The sequence below is a fragment of the Aeromonas sp. 102P genome (assembly GCF_051920345.1).
Classification (GTDB): Bacteria; Pseudomonadota; Gammaproteobacteria; order Enterobacterales; family Aeromonadaceae; genus Aeromonas; species Aeromonas veronii.
Genome location: NZ_JBQBCZ010000001.1, coordinates 2,511,872 through 2,530,139, shown reverse-complemented (window position 1 = coordinate 2,530,139; position 18,268 = coordinate 2,511,872). Strand labels below are relative to the sequence as shown.

18 protein-coding genes and 1 riboswitch are annotated in these 18,268 nt (G+C 59.1%); of the genes, 13 read left to right on the top strand and 5 right to left on the bottom strand.

Going from position 1 to position 18,268, the window contains the following annotated elements; genetic code table 11:
* Window positions 1–17: 17 nt before the first annotated feature.
* Window positions 18–485 carry a DUF4357 domain-containing protein gene (locus ACTG1K_RS11975; RefSeq protein WP_005333716.1) on the bottom strand — a complete coding sequence of 156 codons (468 nt, stop codon included), beginning with the start codon at window positions 483–485 and terminating at the stop codon, window positions 18–20.
* 197 nt (window positions 486–682) lie between these two features.
* Between ACTG1K_RS11975 and ACTG1K_RS11970 the strand changes: the two genes are divergently transcribed.
* The 7 genes from ACTG1K_RS11970 (at window position 683) to ACTG1K_RS11940 (ending at window position 6,707) form a co-directional block, all read left to right on the top strand.
* Complete coding sequence (locus tag ACTG1K_RS11970; RefSeq protein ID WP_201905569.1) at window positions 683–1,363, top strand: ABC transporter ATP-binding protein; 681 nt, start codon at window positions 683–685, stop codon at window positions 1,361–1,363.
* Between the two features lie 30 nt (window positions 1,364–1,393).
* Entirely contained in the window at window positions 1,394–3,817 is a 2,424-nt protein-coding gene (locus tag ACTG1K_RS11965) for an FtsX-like permease family protein (protein ID WP_440005481.1), read from the top strand.
* Complete coding sequence (locus tag ACTG1K_RS11960) at window positions 3,814–4,887, top strand: lipocalin-like domain-containing protein (protein ID WP_440005479.1); 1,074 nt, start codon at window positions 3,814–3,816, stop codon at window positions 4,885–4,887. Before ACTG1K_RS11965 ends, ACTG1K_RS11960 begins: the two co-directional genes overlap by 4 nt.
* 227 nt (window positions 4,888–5,114) lie before the next feature.
* The gene (locus ACTG1K_RS11955) at window positions 5,115–5,309 is read left to right on the top strand and encodes a hypothetical protein (protein WP_440005477.1); all 195 of its coding nucleotides are present in this window, start codon (window positions 5,115–5,117) and stop codon (window positions 5,307–5,309) included.
* Window positions 5,281–5,784, top strand: a complete 504-nt coding sequence (locus tag ACTG1K_RS11950; RefSeq protein WP_440003232.1) for a hypothetical protein — start codon at window positions 5,281–5,283, stop codon at window positions 5,782–5,784. Before ACTG1K_RS11955 ends, ACTG1K_RS11950 begins: the two co-directional genes overlap by 29 nt.
* 3 nt (window positions 5,785–5,787) lie before the next feature.
* Complete coding sequence (locus tag ACTG1K_RS11945; protein ID WP_440005475.1) at window positions 5,788–6,423, top strand: hypothetical protein; 636 nt, start codon at window positions 5,788–5,790, stop codon at window positions 6,421–6,423.
* Window positions 6,417–6,707, top strand: a complete 291-nt coding sequence (locus tag ACTG1K_RS11940; protein ID WP_440005473.1) for a nucleotidyltransferase domain-containing protein — start codon at window positions 6,417–6,419, stop codon at window positions 6,705–6,707. Before ACTG1K_RS11945 ends, ACTG1K_RS11940 begins: the two co-directional genes overlap by 7 nt.
* Window positions 6,708–6,937: 230 nt before the next feature.
* Here ACTG1K_RS11940 and ACTG1K_RS11935 read toward each other — a convergent pair whose 3' ends face one another.
* Entirely contained in the window at window positions 6,938–7,726 is a 789-nt protein-coding gene (locus ACTG1K_RS11935) for an alpha/beta fold hydrolase (RefSeq protein ID WP_440005471.1), read from the bottom strand.
* 118 nt (window positions 7,727–7,844) lie between these two features.
* Here ACTG1K_RS11935 and ACTG1K_RS11930 point away from each other — a divergent pair, with 118 nt between their 5' ends.
* From ACTG1K_RS11930 to ACTG1K_RS11920, 3 genes are read left to right on the top strand one after another with little or no spacing between them, the layout of a single operon-like run.
* Window positions 7,845–8,228, top strand: a complete 384-nt coding sequence (locus ACTG1K_RS11930) for an MmcQ/YjbR family DNA-binding protein (RefSeq protein WP_440005469.1) — start codon at window positions 7,845–7,847, stop codon at window positions 8,226–8,228.
* Complete coding sequence (locus tag ACTG1K_RS11925) at window positions 8,225–8,713, top strand: GNAT family N-acetyltransferase (protein WP_100645627.1); 489 nt, start codon at window positions 8,225–8,227, stop codon at window positions 8,711–8,713. The genes ACTG1K_RS11930 and ACTG1K_RS11925 overlap by 4 nt, the downstream gene beginning before the upstream one ends.
* A gap of 57 nt (window positions 8,714–8,770) precedes the next feature.
* Entirely contained in the window at window positions 8,771–9,106 is a 336-nt protein-coding gene (locus tag ACTG1K_RS11920; protein WP_005333735.1) for a DUF3802 family protein, read from the top strand.
* A gap of 261 nt (window positions 9,107–9,367) precedes the next feature.
* On the opposite strand, the gene msrA is transcribed toward ACTG1K_RS11920, so the two are convergent.
* A complete protein-coding gene (gene msrA / locus ACTG1K_RS11915; protein ID WP_005352745.1) occupies window positions 9,368–10,000 on the bottom strand; it encodes a peptide-methionine (S)-S-oxide reductase MsrA in 633 nt (210 codons plus the stop codon).
* A gap of 268 nt (window positions 10,001–10,268) precedes the next feature.
* On the opposite strand from msrA, the gene argA reads away from it, so the two are divergent.
* Window positions 10,269–11,597 carry an amino-acid N-acetyltransferase gene (argA, locus tag ACTG1K_RS11910; RefSeq protein ID WP_005345063.1) on the top strand — a complete coding sequence of 443 codons (1,329 nt, stop codon included), beginning with the start codon at window positions 10,269–10,271 and terminating at the stop codon, window positions 11,595–11,597.
* A gap of 107 nt (window positions 11,598–11,704) precedes the next feature.
* A riboswitch (Lysine riboswitch) is annotated at window positions 11,705–11,928 on the top strand.
* A 90-nt stretch (window positions 11,929–12,018) separates the two neighbouring features.
* A complete protein-coding gene (gene lysC, locus ACTG1K_RS11905; protein ID WP_136502320.1) occupies window positions 12,019–13,371 on the top strand; it encodes a lysine-sensitive aspartokinase 3 in 1,353 nt (450 codons plus the stop codon).
* Between the two features lie 82 nt (window positions 13,372–13,453).
* On the opposite strand, the gene ACTG1K_RS11900 is transcribed toward lysC, so the two are convergent.
* On the bottom strand, window positions 13,454–14,539 hold the full coding sequence (locus ACTG1K_RS11900) for a hypothetical protein (RefSeq protein ID WP_136502321.1): 1,086 nt from the start codon (window positions 14,537–14,539) through the stop codon (window positions 13,454–13,456).
* A 255-nt stretch (window positions 14,540–14,794) separates the two neighbouring features.
* On the opposite strand from ACTG1K_RS11900, the gene ACTG1K_RS11895 reads away from it, so the two are divergent.
* Window positions 14,795–17,050 (top strand): LTA synthase family protein, encoded by a 2,256-nt coding sequence (locus ACTG1K_RS11895; RefSeq protein WP_136502322.1) that lies wholly within the window; start codon window positions 14,795–14,797, stop codon window positions 17,048–17,050.
* 64 nt (window positions 17,051–17,114) lie between these two features.
* Here the strand turns inward: ACTG1K_RS11895 and ACTG1K_RS11890 are convergent, their stop codons facing one another.
* Window positions 17,115–18,131, bottom strand: coding sequence for a S66 family peptidase (locus tag ACTG1K_RS11890; RefSeq protein ID WP_136502323.1), 1,017 nt, complete (start codon window positions 18,129–18,131; stop codon window positions 17,115–17,117).
* Window positions 18,132–18,268: the final 137 nt, after the last annotated feature.

Here is an 18,268-nt window from a genome sequence, read left to right as displayed (position 1 = left end):
GCTGTCGAAACGCGGGATTATTTCTTGCCGAAACCCGACTGCTTGAGGGTATAGCCTGCGCTGTTTTGCCAGGCATCCAGACCGCTGCGGTTATTGCCCGCCACCAGACTGGCGGCCAGACTCGGGCTGTTGAACAGTTGATCGGCGGTAAAGACAAAGCCGCCCTGACTACGGGGCACTATGACCCCCTTCTCCAGCAGTTCGTGACGCAGCTCGATCACCGCTTCACGCAAAGAGGCGGCATCCTCGCCATTGGCGGTGGAACCGGCCAGCACCATAAAGCCCGGATTTTGCCGCTTGCCCACCGGATAACCGTGGGCCTCGGCCCCCTTGCCGTTGAAGTGGTAGAGCTCGCGCTCCCCCGGCCGGTTGTCGGAGAGTGCCTTTTGCAGGGTCATCAGCTCGTTGTAGATCTCGATGGGGACGACGGCAGCCTGCTTGTTGCCCTTGCTATCGATGATAAAACTGACTTGCTTGTGTAACATCCTTGCTCATCCTGTGACCCATGGAAGCCCCTATTCTAACCACCTCGGGCAAGCGGGATCCAGCGAGGATCCACTGCTCTTTTGCCGCCTTGATCACTAACTGGCACTCTTGATCAACCGTAAGGGGTGTTGATCAATGCTGGCCGTGCTAGCGTACCAAGCATGATGAAAGCCATTGACCATCAAACGGTTATCCCATGCTGACCCTGCGCAACCTCTGCAAGAGCTTCGATAACGGCAGTGAACGACTGCCGCTGTTCCACCATCTCGATCTCGCCCTCCCCGCTGGCGAGATCACCCTGCTGCTGGGCCAAAGTGGCTGCGGCAAGTCCACCCTGCTCAATCTGATCGCCGGGCTGATTGCACCGGATGAAGGGGAGATCTGGCTGGGGGAGACCCGGATCGACACCCGCTCCCCCGACGAGCGGGCGCGCCTGCGGGGCCGCCATTTCGGCATCGTCTATCAGGATTTCAACCTGCTGCCGACCCTGAACGTGGCCGAGAATCTGGCCCTGCCGCTGGCCATCAACGCTCTGCCACCGGATGAGACAAAGATTGACCAGTTGCTGCATCGGCTCGATATGAGCCACAAGCGCCATGCCTGGCCAGAGCAGCTCTCCGGCGGCCAGCGACAGCGGGTGGCGCTGGCCCGCGCCCTTATCCATCAACCCAGTTGGCTGCTCGCCGACGAGCCCACCGGCAGCCTCGATGAACACAATGCCGAACAGGTGATGGCGTTGATGGTGGCGGCGGTTCGCGATACCGGCGCAGGCTTGCTGCTGGTGAGCCACAACCCGGCCTATGCTGCGCTGGCCGACAGGGTGCTGCGCCTCGAAGGGGGCCAACTTATCGAGCTCAAGGGGCCCCGTCATGACTAAGCGGCAACTGCGCAAGCCGGAGACACGCTGATGCTGCCACTCAAAGCGCTGCTGCGCCTCTATCGCAGCCACCCCTGGTTGCTGCTGATGAGTCTGGCCGGGCTGGTATTGGGAGTATCGCTGGTGGTGGCCATCGAGCTGCTCAATCACAGTGCCCGCACCAATTTCGTCGCCGCCCGCAGCCAGCTAGCAGGAGAAGCCAACTACCGGCTGGCCCCCGCTGGCGGGCTGGATGAGCAGCTTTACGTGCAGCTGGTGACCAGCCAGCCCGCCCTCGATGCCATGCCCCAGCTCCATGGCTGGCTCAAGGATGAAGAGGGGCGCAGCTTTCAACTGCTGGGAATGGATCTCTTCAACCCCGGCCCCCTGCGCCAGCTGTTTGGCGCCCAACCCGCGAGCGAACCCGCCTTTTCCTTGAACCGTGCCGACAGCATCTGGCTGGCGGCCCCCGAAGCGGAGCGCCTTGGCTGGCAAGCGGGCCAGAGCCGCCGTTTTGTATTGGGCGGCAGCGATGGCGCCCGAACCCTGACCCTGACGCTGGCGGGCACGTTTGAACCGGGCGCCGTGCCCATGGAGCGGCTGCTGATAACCGACATCGGCCTCGCCCAGCCGCTGCTGGGCAAAGCGGGTCGGCTCGATCGCATCGTCTTCAAGCTAAGCGAATCAGAAGCTCGTACCCTGCAGGCCACTCTGCACACCCGTTACCCCAACCAGCCTTTGTGGCTTGAGCCCATCAGCCCGGCGCTCGATGCCAGCCAGCTTGGCGATGCACTGGCCCTCAACCTGACGGCGCTCTCATTGCTCGCCATGGCAGTGGGACTGTTTCTGGTGTTCAACGCCCAGCGATTTGTCCAGAGCGTGCGCCGCCCCCAACTGGCCCAGTTGATCATTCTGGGAATGGGGCCAAGCCGGGTGCTCCGCTGGCTCATTCTGGAGCTGCTTATTCTCGCCACCATCGGCACCCTGCTAGGGATACTGCTCGGCAGCCTGTTGGCGCTGGCGCTGATGGGGCAACTGACCCAGGCGCTGGCCGATCTCTATGGGCCCAACCCCATCGATCTGTTGCGCCTCTCCCCCGTGAGCCTGCTCAAGGCGCTGTTGATCGGACTGCTCGGCACACTGGCCGCCAACCTGCCCGGCTGGTGGCAACTGCTGCGCCAATCCCCCCTCGAACTGCGCGCTGGCAGCAGCCGTCCCCCCGCTCACCCGTGGCGACGGCGCGTGCTGGCCATCGCCATCTTGCTGCTGTGCGCTCTGTGCCTGTGGTTGCCGCAAACCGGTCTCACTGGCGCCCTCTTTATCGCCGGCGGCTGGCTGCTGGCCATGGCGCTCTGGCTGCCCGATGCCCTGCGCGGCCTGCTTGGCTGGCTGCGACGGCGCGCGGGCAGCCCCCTCACTGCCCTGCTCGGGGTGGCCGAGACCCTCTATCACCTCGATCGCACCGCCATCGCGGTGATGGCGTTGCAGCTCGCCATCGCGGCGGCCATCGGCATCGGGGTCATGGTGTCGAGCTTTCGCTCCAGCGTGGAGATCTGGCTCGGCCAGCGTCTGGCCGCCGATCTCTATGTCACCGCCCCCAAGGGGGTGGCGGGCAACAAGGGCACTTTAAGCGACACAACCCTTAAGACCCTGCTCGCCAACCCGCTGGTAAGCGCCGCCTCGCGCCGCTCGGTGCACCCTGCCCGCTGGCGGGGGCAGCCCATCGAGTGGGCGCAGATGGACTTTATCCCCCAGCTTAAAGCGGCCTATCCGCTGCTGGCCGGACGCTGGCCAACCCGCCCTGACGAGGTGCTGGCGAGCGAACCGTTGACGGTGCGCCTCGGGGTCAAGGTGGGCCAGACCCTTGAGGTGAGCGGCGAGCAGGGGCCAAGGCAGTTCACCGTCACCGGCGTCTATCAGGACTACGGCAGCGACAAGGGGCAGATCCTGCACGCCTTCGAGGCCGGGGCGGTGCAATCCCTCGCCCTCTTTAGCAACGACCCTGAACAGCTGGCCGACCGCCTGCGCGAGCGCTTTGGCGAGCAGCTCAATCTGCTCTCCGCCCCTGCTATTCACAGCGCGGCGCTCAAGGTGTTTGACCAGACCTTTGTAGTGACCGAGCTATTGAAACTGCTGATCCTTGGCATCGCCTTTGTCGGTATTGGTTCGGCCTTTATGGTGCTGGGGCTGGCGCGCCGTGGCGAGCTGCAGACCTTGCAGAGTCTGGGCTTGAGCCCCCGCCACTGCCGCCAGCTGCTGGTGTGGCAAGGAGCGGGATTGGGGCTGCTCACCGCCCTGCTGGCCCTGCCGGTGGGGTATGGCCTCGCCTGGGTGCTGATCGAGGTGGTCAACCCTCGCGCCTTTGGTTGGCGCCTCGCCTTCGAAGCCGCCCCCCTTCATGCGGTCACCGCCCTGTTGCTGGCACCGGTATGTGGGGCACTGGCCTCCTGGTATGCGGCAAGGAGAGTGGTATGAAACAGATCACAGGGTGGCCGCTGGCGCTGGGTATGCTCTGGACGCTCTATAGCGGGACTATCACCGCCAGCGATCTGGGCGTCCTGCTCGGTGGCGGCAGCGACAGCTTTAAAAAGGTGCAGCCGGGGCAAACTATCCAATTGCCGGAGGATCACGCGGCCCACCCCGATTACCGCTCCGAGTGGTGGTATCTCACCGGCAACCTCAAGGATGAACAGGGGCGCGAATATGGCATGCAGTGGACCCTGTTTCGCCAAGGGATCGAACAAGAACTCCGCACCGGCAACCCCTGGCTCACCCCCCAGCTCTGGCTGGCCCAGTTTGCCATCACGGATCTCGACCGTGGCAGCCACCAGCAAGATGAGCGGGCCAGTCGGCAGGGGCCGGGACTGGCGGGGGCAAGTGGTGGCCAATATTGGCTCAGGGAGTGGCGGCTTGCCTCCCAAGGGGCCGCGCTGTTCCCCGCCACCCTCAAGGTGCAGAGCAAGATTGGCGAGCTAAACCTCACCGTCACTGCCGCCAAGCCGCTGGTGCTGCAAGGCAAGGCCGGTTATAGCGAGAAGAGTCCGGGCAACGCCTCCTTTTACTACTCCTACCCGCGCCTCACTCTGCGCGGCACCCTGACTCGCGATGGCGAGACCCGCACCGTCACCGGACAAGGGTGGTTTGATCACGAGTGGAGCAGCTCGGTATTGGCCGAGTGGCAATCGGGCTGGGACTGGTTTTCGCTCCAGTTGAACGATGGCCGCGAGCTGATGCTGTTTCGCCTGCGCACCAAGGCGGGCCGCCCCGAACCAGAAAACCGTTACGGTATTTTGATTGAGCGGGATGGCAGCAGCCGGGTGCTCGCCCCCGACGCGATTCACCTTACGCCGGGCAACACCTGGCGCGGCCCCAAGGGGCAGGATTACCCCGTCGAGTGGCAGCTAAACGCCGCCGGGATGAACCTCACCATCAAGGCCCGCCAGCCCAATCAGGCCATGACAGGTCGCTTTGACTACTGGGAGGGGGCGGTCTCTGTCTCGGGGGATGCCAAGGGGGTCGGCTATCTGGAGATGACGGGATATTGATACTTTGAAATCTGATCAGCTTCAAAAAATCATTCAAATTCCATTCGCTGGGTGAGTTTTCACTCAACAGAGCGACGGCTGTTTGATACCATCTCCAACTGGCCCCTTTATTGCCTTGTTGCATATGATTTCTACCATCGGCTTATAAGGCCAAGAAAAATTCGCGAAATCCGATTACGCTTCGCTAATCGAACCTACCGCGCTTGTTATGTAAAAAGAGAGGTTTTATGGAGAATTTCGATAATTTAGTTAAGTTATTTTCAGATAATATTGAGTGGTTTTTTAGTGGTGTTGGAGTTTTTGTATTGAGTTTGTTTTTTGTTAATAATGGTGTAAATAAAAAACAGAGCGCGGGAAAAAACTCGAATAATTATATGGCTGATAGAGATATTAATGTTGGCACCAAAAATGATAACAAATAAGAAACAATCAGCTGGAGATTACTCTGTTAACTATATGGCTGATGGTAACATTACTGTTCATAATGGGTTTAGTAAAGAAGACATTATAGATCTACTAAAGCAACTTTCGGAAAAAACGGAAATTAAATGTGATGAATTGGTAGCCACAAGGAAAAGTGTTAAAGAAGCCATCCAACCATACTTCATCGATAACAAGAAAATCTTCGACACCTATGGTCCTATGACTGAAGAGAGATTTAATCCTGAAAGCGAAATGCCGGAAATCTGGCTTAGAAAAATTCAAAGCCTTATTATTCCTAATAATGAAAAAATCGTAGAATTAATTGATAAAAACAAACACTTGCTACTAGATTGGGAATTTGAGGTGTTTGCTGAATATAAACAACATGTGGATGATTTTGCAGCAAAGCATACTGGAAAAACCAAATCTAATGGAACTATGTTTCCTGCTAAAATTTTGAGTATTTTGGAGTAAATCATGAGTCTAAACAGTTGGTGCATTGAAAAATTAAACAACCACGATAAAGTCGAATACGTGGAAGACGTTGGAGATAATTTACTCAAAATCATCAATGATGAAGGAGATGAGTTTATTGTCTTCACAAGGTCTGAAGACCGTTTGACAATAGACTCTGTTACAGGTGTAGATATAGAGCAACTTGACTTCCTACTTAATATTAAGAAAGACGCCTATATTGATGGACCATTACTTAAGCTTGCTTCGAGTGCTCAGTTTGCAATTGGTGGTTTGGGCGATATTTTTAGTGCTCTTAATGGTCGAAACATCTCAGGTTATATTAGTGCCGAAATGTCATTCATTATCCGTGGTTTATCACAGCATACTCGAGTAACGGGCTTAGAGAGACTGGATAATCGCCGTTTTAGGATTCAGAGGACAGGCCTTCATAGTGTAACTGTACTGGCCTTAAATGATTATGACTTTACTGCTGAGTCTGTCAGGTCAGGCATTGAAAAATATGGCGACTTTGACGCAATTTTAACATCCAACCCGAACTGTCGACGAACTGGAAACAGTGAGATGGCAGCCGCCAGTGCTGGTGTAAGAATCCTGTCGTGGGGTGAGCTTTTGGGTCAGTTAAATCGAAGATGGTAAATTTGCAATCTCTTTTTCTTTCATTGAAGAAAGCTCTATTACAACAAGAGCTATCAATTGATGTATATATATTTGGTTCTGTGTTGCATAACAATTTTCCAAGCGATATAGATATCTTGATCATCTATAGCATTCAAGATGAACTCTCAGTGATAAAGAATCAACTTTTTAAAATTAGCATAGAGTATCCGCTGGATATTTACTATATGACACCTGAAGAGGCTAGTGAGCTCGACTTTATCAACGTAACTAAAGCTGTAGCGCTAGCGAGTTTAGGGCCGTAGTTCGCGAAACGTCCATTGATATTAAAATAAAGGGGGTGTAGTTATATATTAATCTGGGTAAGAATAATCCCCCAAACTAATTTTTCCTTCTCGTGCGTTCGATTACACTGCGCTAATCGAACCTACTCGAAATGCTCCAAACCGACGGTTAACTGGTTGAAAATAACCTCCCCATATTTGGCTTCGCTTTACTCAACCCAATCTCCGCCCGACTCTCCTATTAAATAGCTTTACGCCGCGACCGTCTGACTGGAGATAAACGCCAACGACTGCCGATTAAAGTGCTCCGGCTGCTCCACATTGCAGACATGACCGCAGTTTTCGATGATCTCGAGCTGGCTGTAAGGGTCGCGGGCCACCTGTTCGCGCACTGGCGCCAGAAACATATGATCATCCTCCCCCATCACATAGAGGGTGGGTATGGGCAGGGAGCGTTCGCGGAAGTAACGCATCAGCGGGTTAACCTCGGTGGCGAGGCGGAACCAGCGTTTGAACTCTTTCTGGCAGAGCTTGCGGGCCTCGCGCACAAAGAGATTGCGCGACTCCTGATGGTGCTGGCGCGGCATGATGATGAAGGCAAACAGCCGGTAGAGCCACATATAGGGCAGGAAGTGCTGGCCGAGTCGGCCCAGTTGCACCAGTACCCGCGAGCGGATATCGAGCCGCAAAATGGCGCCTCCCAGCACCATGCTTTTCACCCGCTCCGGGCAGAGCTCGGCCAGATGGCGAATAAGGATGGTACCAAGGGAGATGCCGACGAAGTGGGCGCGGCGGATATCGAGATGATCGAGCAGCCGAACGATATCTTCGGTCACTTCCCGAAAGCTGTAGTGGCCCTTGACCACCTGTTGCAGCTGGTGGGACTGGCCGTGGCCGCGCAAGTCCAGCAGCAGCACATTGAAGTGCTCGCGATAGGCGCGCAGCTGCTTGAACCAGATGGAGGAGCTGCCACCGGCGCCGTGGACAAACACCACCCAATCCCGCTCGGGACCCAGTTCGAAAGTCTTGTGATACAACATCCAATAGGCTCCCTTGGTGATGGGGGGTATACTCGGCTGCGCGCATATTAACAGAACAGGCCCGCCGATAGATATGCGCCTGACATGACCCGGATCACCCCTTGCGCGAGAACTTTCCATGGATTTGACCCGTTTGCGCCACTTTCTGCTCTCCCTGCCGGGCGCCACCGAAGATACCCCGTTTGGCCCGGAGATCCTGGTCTACCGCATCGCGGGCAAGATGTTCGCGCTGGTGGATTGGCAGGCCGAGCCGCTCACCATCAATCTCAAATGCGAGCCCGAACTGGCGTTGCTGCTGCGCGAGATCCACCCCGAGGTCAAACCGGGCTGGCATATGAACAAGCAACACTGGAACACAGTGACCCTGACCAGCACCTTGCCAGATGATCTGTGGCAGGGCTGGGTGCACCACTCCTATGAGCGGGTTGTCGCGGGTCTGCCCAAAGCCAAACGGCCACAGGCGCAGCGCCCCCTCTCCCCCACTGACGACCCAACCTTATGACGCCAGCACTTAGTCCAGCACTTTGCATTGTCCCCCTTGGCGAGGCACATATCCCCGCTCTCGTGACCCTGTTTGAGCAGGCGGTGCGACGCTGCGGCCCCGAACACTACAGCGCCGAGCAGGTGGAGCAGTGGGCCCTCGGTTCACAACATCCGGGCTTTGTCAGCCAGCTGCGCGAGCACCACGGCTGGGTAGCGGAGCAGGCAAATGTGCCCCTCGGGTTTGTCACCCTGAGCCCCGATGGCCACCTCAGCCTGCTCTATGTCAGCGCCGACCATCAGCGCCAAGGGCTGGGCAATCTGCTGCTCACCACAGCGCTCGCGGGGGCCAGAGGGCTCGGTATGACCCTCATAACCACCGAGGCCAGCGCCTTCAGTTATGAGCTATTTTTACGACATGGCTTTACGTTGACCGGGCTGGAGTGCGTGGAGCGGGGCGGAGTCAGTTTTACGCGCCATCGCCTGCACTGCTGCTTGCCAAGCTAGGGCAAGCCACTAAAATACGCTTAATTTTCGTATTGTTACTGTATTGAGGCAGCAACCATGGTGGTAGAAAGTGAAGGCTATATCTCGCTGATCGAGTATCTGGTGGAGAGTTTGGGATTGTTTGAATCCCAGCAGCAGAACGATGGTGAAGAGACCATCGAAGATCTGGTCAGTGGCCGTGTTGCCAGCAACCTGATGGCCATTTGCGAGCAAAATCCCCAGCTCGATCCCAAGGTGCGTTTCGCCATCATGCAGGAGGCCGACGCCGTGGTCGCCGATCTGGAAGAGGTGCTCTCTGCCGTCTGGCTGCGCGCTCCGACCCCGGAACAGAAAACCTTCCTCATCGAGTTTATCGATCTCATCAAGAACCTGTTCGACAGCGCCATCGGCTGATCTGCCGTCCGGTTTTCCCGCCCAACGCAAGATTTCAAAGCAGCAGATAAGGAAAAGGGCCGCCTTGGTGGGCAGCCCTGCTTGCTATCATTTTCAACCCGCCAGTGCGTTCATTCATCAGGCGGTTATCAAGGCAAGAAATGTGTCTGGACTTTGCATCCGATCCCTGGACGCTACCTAGTTAGTCCCGACTGGTCGCAATAAGTTCCCTCCTCCGACCATTTATTTTCACTTTTATTAAGAAATCGACTACAAACCTGTTCAGCGGTTCAGGCTGGGCGGCAAGCAGACTCCAATGCCACCCAATCCGCAGTAGCCATCCGGATTTTTCTCCAGATATTGCTGATGGTAATCCTCGGCGTAATAGAAGGGTGCCAGCGGCAGAATGCGGGTGGTAATGGCACGACTGTCGCCGCTTGCCGCCATCGCCTGCTGGTAGGCCGCCATGCTCTGCTGGGCAATGATCTGCTGGCTCTCGTCGCCATAGAAGATCACCGAGCGATACTGGGTGCCAATGTCCCCGCCCTGACGCATCCCCTGCGCCGGATCATGCTGCTCCCAGAACAGTCTAAGCAGGTCGCCGTAGCTGATCACCGCCGGATCAAACACCACCTGCACCGTCTCGGCATGACCGGTCAGCCCGCTGCACACCTCTTTGTAGGTGGGATTCTGGGTCACGCCGCCCTGATAGCCGGCTGCGGTGGAGTAGACGCCCGGCTGCTGCCAGAACAGGCGCTCCACGCCCCAGAAACAGCCCATACCAAACCAGGCGATCTCCATGTTCTCTGGCCAGGGGCCCTGAGTCGGGTTGCCATTCACCGCATGCTGCTGACCAATCACCATCGCTTCGCGTCGTCCCGGCAGGGCATCTGCCGGTGAAATAATCTGTTCCATGAATTCTGTCCTTGTATAAAACCCTGTGAAATCACACAGCTGACGAAAAGGAGCATCGAAGATAGCAGTTTATCGCGCCGGATCAACCGGCGGGCCCCTCCCCGCTCGCTCCGGCGGCCATCTGCACCGTCCGTCACTCTTTCCCGATCCGCACGGCCAAGCCGCCCCTCGTAGACCAGAAACGGCCAAAATCAATATTTAGTCTTGATTTGTGAATTAATTTTCATATATTGAGCCAATCGCTGTTTTTTTATGGAAGAAATATCAAGTGCGTGAACGCGAACCCAGTCTGGTCAATGCCTTCCGGCAATCCACCCCCTATGTCAATGTGCATCGGGGTGCCACCTTTGTGCTGATGATGGGGGGAGAAGCCATCTGCCACCCCAACTTCGCCAATATCGTCAGCGATATCGCCCTGCTGCAGACACTGGGCATACGCCTGGTGCTGGTGTTTGGTTCACGTCCGCAAAACGATGAAGCGCTGGCCCGCGCCGGTATCGAGGCCCAGTACCACAAGCGGATCCGGGTCACCGATGACGAGAGTTTTACCATCATCAAACAGGTGTGTGGCGGCCTGCAATACGACATCACCGCCCAGCTCTCCATGGGGCTCGCCAACACCCCAATGCAGGGGGCGCGGATCAGCGTGGTGAGCGGCAACTTCGTCACTGCCCAGCCGCTGGGTGTGGATGATGGCATCGACTTTTGCCACAGCGGCCGGGTGCGCCGTATCGACGTGGAGGGGATCACCCGCCAGCTCGACCAGAAGAGTCTGGTGCTTATCTCCCCCATCGGCTGCTCTGTTACCGGCGAGAGCTTTAACCTGAGCTCGGAAGAGGTGGCCCGCCGGGTGGCGGTCGATCTCAAGGCGGACAAGCTCATCTGCTTTAGCAGCACCCAGGGGGTGATGGACAGACGCGGCGAAGCCATCTCCGAGCTCTTCCCCGAACAGGCCGAAGAGCTGCTGGTGGAGCTGGAGCAGGCGGGCGAAGAGATGTCCGGCACCGCCCGTTATCTGCGCGCAGCCATTGCCTCCTGCCGTGGCGGGGTGCCCCGCTCCCATCTGGTGAGCTATCAGGATGATGGCGCCATGCTGCAGGAGCTGTTCAGTCGCGACGGCCTCGGCACCCAAATCGTGCGGGAAAGTGCCGAGCAGGCCCGCGCCGCTACCATCGAAGATATCGGCGGCATTCTGGATCTGATCCGCCCGCTGGAGGAGGAAGGCATTCTGGTGCGCCGCTCCCGCGAGCAGCTGGAGATGGAGATCGACAAGTTCACCATCATCGAGCGCGATGGCCTCATCATCGGCTGCGCGGCCCTCTACTGCTTTATGGAAGAGGCGATGGCGGAGATGGCCTGCGTCGCCATCCACCCCGACTATCGCAACTCCAACCGGGGAGATCAGCTGGTGGCCAAGGTGGCCGAGCGGGCCAAGCGGCTCGGCATTCGCCGCCTGTTCGTGCTCACCACCCGCTCCATCCACTGGTTCCGGGAGCGGGGCTTCGATCCGCTGGAAGTGGAAGATCTGCCGGTGGCGCGTCAGCGTCTCTACAACTGGCAGCGCCGTTCCAAGGTTTTGTCAAAGACCATTGCCTAAGTCATTGATCCTGCGTTGAGTTCGCTGACACTTTGAACTTTTTCACAAACTCGATTGACAGTGCAATCCAACGCAGGGTATTTCTAAATGCACTCCACCGCCCTGGTGGAGCCAGAAGAGGAGCGCTGCCCAGGCAGCCCAAGGGAGGACGCCAGCGTCCGGTGAACTTGGGTCAGGGGGAGCAGCGCCGAGACGAGTGAGGAGACTGGTAACCTCAACGTCGGCTGCGGGGGCTGAATCCCCCGGGTTGTCATCGGTAGTGATCATCCCCCACCGCGCCCTGTCAGGGGCGGTACGGGATGGGCTCTGCAGGTGGAGTGCTTCTGGCCGGGATAGCTTCGTTCATTCCTGCCATTTTCAGCCTCCTCCTCTCTTTTTTGCCCGATGGAACCGGAATCTTAAAATAAGACAGGAGTAAGCAATGAGCCCGATCAATGTCGCCAAGTTTGGCGGAACCAGTGTCGCCAACTTCCCGGCCATGAATCACTGCGCCGATATCGTGCTGGCCAATCCCGCCACCCGGGTGGTGGTACTGAGTGCCAGCGCCGGTGTCACCAACCTGCTGGTCGCCCTGGCACAAGGGGAGCTGGACGAAGCGGGCCGCGACGAGCAGCTGGCCAAACTGGCCGGGATCCAGCAGGCCATTCTGACCGATCTCGGCAACCCTGTTGATGTGAGCGCCCTCATTCATGGCCAGCTGGACGAAATTCGCCTCATGGCCCAGCAAGCCCACCAGCATACCGATGCGGAGCTGGCCGACCGCCTCATCGCCTGCGGCGAGCTGATGTCTACCCGCCTCTTTACCGAGCTGCTGCGCCAGCGCGGCGTCAAGGCCCACTGGCAGGATGTGCGCCAGCTGATGCGCACCGACAGCCGCTTTGGCAAGGCCACCGTCGATCTGGCCACCACCCGTACCCTCTGCCAGCAGACGCTGGGCCCGCAGCTTGGCGACAGCCTTATCATCACCCAGGGCTTTATCGGTGCCGATGGCGATGGCCGCACCACCACGCTGGGTCGCGGCGGCTCTGACTACAGCGCGGCCCTGCTCGCCGAAGCGCTCGATGCCGCCAGTATCGAGATCTGGACCGATGTGCCCGGCATCTACACCACGGATCCGCGCCTCGTCACCCGCGCCCGCCCCATTCCCGAAATCAGCTTTGTCGAGGCGGCCGAGATGGCCACCTTCGGCGCCAAGGTGCTGCACCCCGCCACCTTGCAACCGGCTGTGCGCCAGAATATTCCGGTGTTTGTCGGCTCAGCCAAGGATCCTGCCGCCGGTGGTACCTGGATCCGCGCCAGCACAGATTCAAACCCGCTGTTTCGGGCCGTAGCCCTGCGCCGCCAGCAGGTGCTGGTGACCCTGCACAGCCTCAACATGTTCCACGCCTACGGCTTTCTGGCCGAAGTGTTCGGCATTCTGGCCCGTCACCGCATCTCGGTCGACCTCATCACTACCTCGGAAGTGAGCGTGTCACTGACCTTGGATCACACCGGCAGCCAAAGTAACGGCGAGCCGATCCTGAGCGACAAGGTACTGGCTGAGCTGGGCCAGCTTTGCAAGGTGGAGGTGGAAACCGGTCTGGCACTGGTGGCGCTCATCGGCAACCGGATGAGCGAAGTGAACGGGGTGGGCAGTCAGGTCTTTGACGCCCTGCGCGAGCACAACATCCGGATGATCTGCTACGGCGCCAGCGCCCACAACCTCTGCTTCCTGGTCAAGGAGAGCGAGGCGGGCAATATCGTCAACCGCCTCCATCAGGAGTTGCTGGACTGACCCTCACCGCGAGGAAATTCCGGCCATGCAACAGGGCGCCAACACGGCGCCCTGTTCATTTGTACTCCGCAAAGGTGTTAGCTCAGGCAAGGCTGGTGGCAGGCAGCTGACAGGCCACGGCTTCCCGACGTAGCTGCTGCAAACGGGCCAGCAGCCCGGTCTGGCCCAGCTCCGTCTCCTGAGGCGAGAGATTGTCCACCAGCAGCGGATAGTGATCCGTCACCGCCTGCATCAACCAATCGAGGCGACGCAGGGTGAGTGGGCCGCAGCTCTGGCCGCTCAGATCATCGGCCACATCGAGCCGGTGGCTGCGATACATGTCCCGCCACCAGTTGGCGACCAGCGCCTCGTCGCTCGCCAGCGCGGCGCTCCACACCCCTTGCAGGGCGTGCAGGCGGGCCAGCACGGGCGCGCTGGCCCCTTCGCGGATCAGGTGGTGGATCTCCCGTTTCACCCATTTCAGACAAAGCTCGCGCCAGTAGCGAAATTGCGGCAAAGGATCGGCCTCATCGAGCCAGAGTCCGGAGAGGGTACGGGTCTCCAACCGTTCCGGCACATGGAACTGCGGGTCGACCAGACCATTGGAGTTGTATTCAAAGCGGGGATCGAAGGTCCACATATAGCCAAAGTCGAACACGCAGATCTGCTCGCCGTCATCGAGCAGGTTGCCCGGGCTCGGGTCCCAGTCAAACCAGCCCCAGCGGGCCAGCTCACCCTGCACCTCCAGCATCTGGGCCAGATTGCGTTCGTTGAGCTGATGGACCGGCACGCCCCGCAACCAGGGGGAGACCAGCACACCGGCCCGCGCCGAGCCGAAGCTGGTGCAGACCACGTGGGAGAGGACAGTAGGATGCAGCTCGCGCAGCGCCTCGATTTCGCGCCGCCGCTCCAACTCGGTCAGAAAGGCAGTCTTGCCATCGAGGTTGGCCACCAGTGAATCCTGACGGCGCCGCTTGAGGCACCAGTGATGCCCCTCCACCTTGAGGTGAAACACCTCGGCGGTGAGACCGTGGCGATAGACCTTGACCACAGCCGGATGGCTATCCTTCAGCTTGACCAGTTGGGCCAGCGGCAGCGGGCAGTCGCGCTCGCGTCCGATCCGGATCTCTTCCTTGCTCTCCAGCATGCGCAGCAATCTGGCCTGACGTGCCATCACTTTGGGATTCATACATGTACCTCCAGTCGCTATCGAGAGACTAAACAGCAGATCCCTCCCAAGCCAGTGGCAAAACCCCATGATGACGCTTTCATCACATATTCCGAACAATCCCTCGACCGGGATCACAATTTGCAAGGTTGAACTGTAACCAAATATTCATTAAGTGGTCATTAAATTGACAAGCTGAAGCAAGGCCCGCACCATCGGGTCAAACTCTATGCGGATGAACGATCTCTCCCTCACTCGCTCAAAGGATGAGCTTATATGAATCGCCCCTCCTCAGGCAGCCCCCGCGTCCTGAGTCTGCCCTCTCTGCTGCTTGCCCTGCTGGGCGGATTGCTGCTGCTGACCCTGTTGTTGCCGCTGATCAATCCCGGCAGCTGGCTGGGCCGTGCCCAGCCGCTGGTGCTGGGCCCCGCCGACAATCCGCTGGCCACCCTCACCCGCCACGCCCTGCTCTATAAAAGCGACAGCCGCGGCCTCTATCTGGTGGTGCGCAGCCAGTGGCAGTTGCGAGGGCCGCTGCAAGCGGGGGACAAGGTGCGAGTGGAGCTGCTCAACGACAAGGGGGAGCGGATCGACCAGCTCAGTCAAGCGGTGGATAAGCGTCAGGTGTGCCGCAATAACCGCTGCTCGCTGGATCTCAACAGCACCCTGCGTGCCCCGGACGATGCGCTGGCCAGCCGTTATCAGCTGCGCATCGGTCTGCTGCTCAAAGATCGCCCCGAGAGCGGCGATTTCAGCCAGATCCTGCAAACCCTGCCGGAGCAGGGCTTCAACCTCACCTATCTGGTAGTGAGCCTGACGCTGGTGCTGGCCCTGAGCGCCGCCGTGCTCAAGACGGTGCTGCCAAAGCTGCGCCGCAGCCTGCGCTGGCGGATCATCGGCAGCCTGCTGCTCGGCAACCTCACCTTCGTGCTGCTGCACGGCTTCGTGGTGTTCAAGCTGGGGGAGTTTCTGCTCTGGTCAGGCTTTCGCCCAGAGCACTACTATCTCGCCTGGGGCAGCATGGTGCTGGGTTGGAGCCTCTGTGCGCTGGCGGGCTTCAACCTCTATATGGGGCTGGTCTTTACCGCGCTTTCCGGTATAGGACTGCTCGCCAACTTTATGAAGATCGCCATCTACGGCGTGCCGCTCGGCGGGGATGATTTTGGCAACCTGCTCGCGCTGCTGCGGATCCTGCTCGACCAGCACCCCATCCTGCCCATCTTCACCGTGTTGCTGGCACTGTTTCTCTGCTGGCGCTTTGCCCTGTCACGCTGGGTGCTGCGCACAGCCGCGGCCACCGTCGTCTTCTTTGCCCTCTGCGTCTTTGCCACCCAGACCGGCAACAAGCTGCTGGGGGCCAACATTCGCTACGTGGATCGCGCGGTCAACTACCACAGGGACATCATCCGCTCCGGCCCCGGCCTCTATCTGTTCAATCTGGTGGACGAGATGCTGCAAAGCGGCAGCGTGTTTCGCTACCCCTTGCAGATCAACGAGCTGACCCCGCAGCTGAGCTATCCGCCCCAGGGCATAGCGCCGCGCTGGGATCTGGTGATCGTGCTGCAATATGAGTCGCTCTGGCTCGACTGGAAGGGGCGGATCTGCGCCCCGGCTCCCACCCTCTCCCTGCCCGCCAGCGTGCAGCAGTGGCAAAAAACCATCCACTCCCCCACCACCGGCGGCATGACGGTACTGGCGGAGTTCGAGATGAACACCGGCCTGCCGGTGGGCTTGCTCAAGCAGGGGGTGGTGCCCTACTACTACCTCTCGCAGCAGGTGCCGGGGCTGGCCCAGAGCGCCAGACAGAGCGGCTACCAAACCCTGTTCGCTCACCCCTATGTGGAAAAATTCTGGGGCCGCGCCAAGGCGATCCCGGCACTTGGCTATGAGGAGCGCTGGTTCGATACCCGCTTCACCACCCTTGAGCACAAGGGACTCTATATCTCAGATGATGCCCTCATCGACCACATACTCAAGCGCAGCGAACAGGATGACAAACCGCTGTTTGCCTATGCGGTCACCATGCAGGGGCACGGCCCCTTCGATGGCCCCCGCTATCAAGGGCAGGAGCGCAGCGGCGCCTGCCCGAACCAGAGCGAGAGTGACACCCAGCTGCTCAACACCTACTACACAGGGGTGGTGGATGCCATGGCCTCGCTGGAGCGGCTGCTCAAGACCCTCGACCAGTCGGGCAAGCGCTATCTGGTGGTGGCCTTTGGCGATCACCAGCCGTTTTTGATGTCCGCCGGCAAGGGGATTCACGGTGACAAGCCGGCGCGCGATGCCACCTACCAGATCCCCATGATGGCCTTCACCCGCGCCGATGACCCCCTCAATCTGGCGACCCAGTTTGCGCCGGTGCGCCAGCTCTACCAGATGGGTCAGGCGACTCGCCAGCTGCTGGCGGGGGATATCACTCCCATCGAAGAAAAGCCCCTGCTTCATCCGGTGCTGGGCGAGGAGAAAGGGTTCGACCCATCAAGCCTGGTGCCGCAGATCCGCGCCAGCTTCCGGCCCGATGCCCTGCCCTGATCACGCCCCACAAAAACAGACAAGGCCGCATCAGCGGCCTTGTTGTTGGACATTCATTTCGCACTCATTCTGCTCGCCACCAGGGCTCCAGCAAGGTGAGCTGCTGGCGGTCGAGATCGAGTGCCGCCTCGATGCCCAGCGGCAACGTCAGCATGGGGTGGGTATGGGCGCAATCAAACTCCGCCAGAATGGGGAAATCCGGCTCCCCCACCACCTCCAGCAGGATATCGAGGGGGCGCTTGCCGCTCCCCTGATCGTTGAACAGCTCGTGCTTGCCGAGGATAAGGGCGCCGATCCGATCAAACACCCCGCACAGCTTGAGGTGGGCAAAGGAGCGCTCCACCGTCTCGGCAGATTTCAGGCTGTCCTCCAGCAGCAAAATGTCACCACGCTCGATGACGGGCATATAGGGGGAGCCCCAGATCCCCGCCATGGTGTTGAGGTTGCCGCCAATCAGCCGTCCCTCAACCCGGCCTGAGCCGACCGAGATCAGCCGATTGGGCTGGCACTGCTTGGCCCGGGTCTGGTTCTCCCAATCCAGCCGTTCATCGCTCCACTGCGCTGGCGTAGGCAGCGTGCAGGGGACGCCAGCGTCATCGGCCAATGCAATCTGTAAAAAACTGGCCAGCGTCTCATCCACCAGCGGCGGCAACTCGCCAAAGGAGGCCACCAGCGCCGGGCCATAAAAGGTAACCAGGCCAGTTTGGGCATGGATGCCGAGCAGCAATGCCGTCACATCGGAGTAGCCAACGATGATCTTGGGATCGCGCTTGAGCGCCTCAACATCGAGGTAAGGGAGCAGGGAGTTGGAGTTGCTGCCGCCAATCACCGACATGATGCAGCGCACTTCTGGGTCGCGAATAAGGGCGTTGAGCTCCTCGGCCCGCGCGGCGATGGAGCCGGAGCGCCAGTGCTCCTGCTGGCCGGTGAGGCTGCCCGCCTTGAGCCTAAAGCCCTGCCCCTCAAGAAAGGCTTTTGCGCGGGCAAAACGGTTGGGTGCCCAGGCGGTCGCCGCGCTGGAGGGGGAGAAAAAAGCGATGGTATCGCCACATCGGAGCTGCGGGGGAACCAATAACGTCATGACACACTCATCCTTGCCAATATCCAGCCATCACAGAGTCGTTGAGACTCCTACACAACCCCTTTGATCACAACGGGTTTATCAGTGTCGTTTAGAAATACAAAACACTTGATTCATTATTAACAGATATTCTAAAC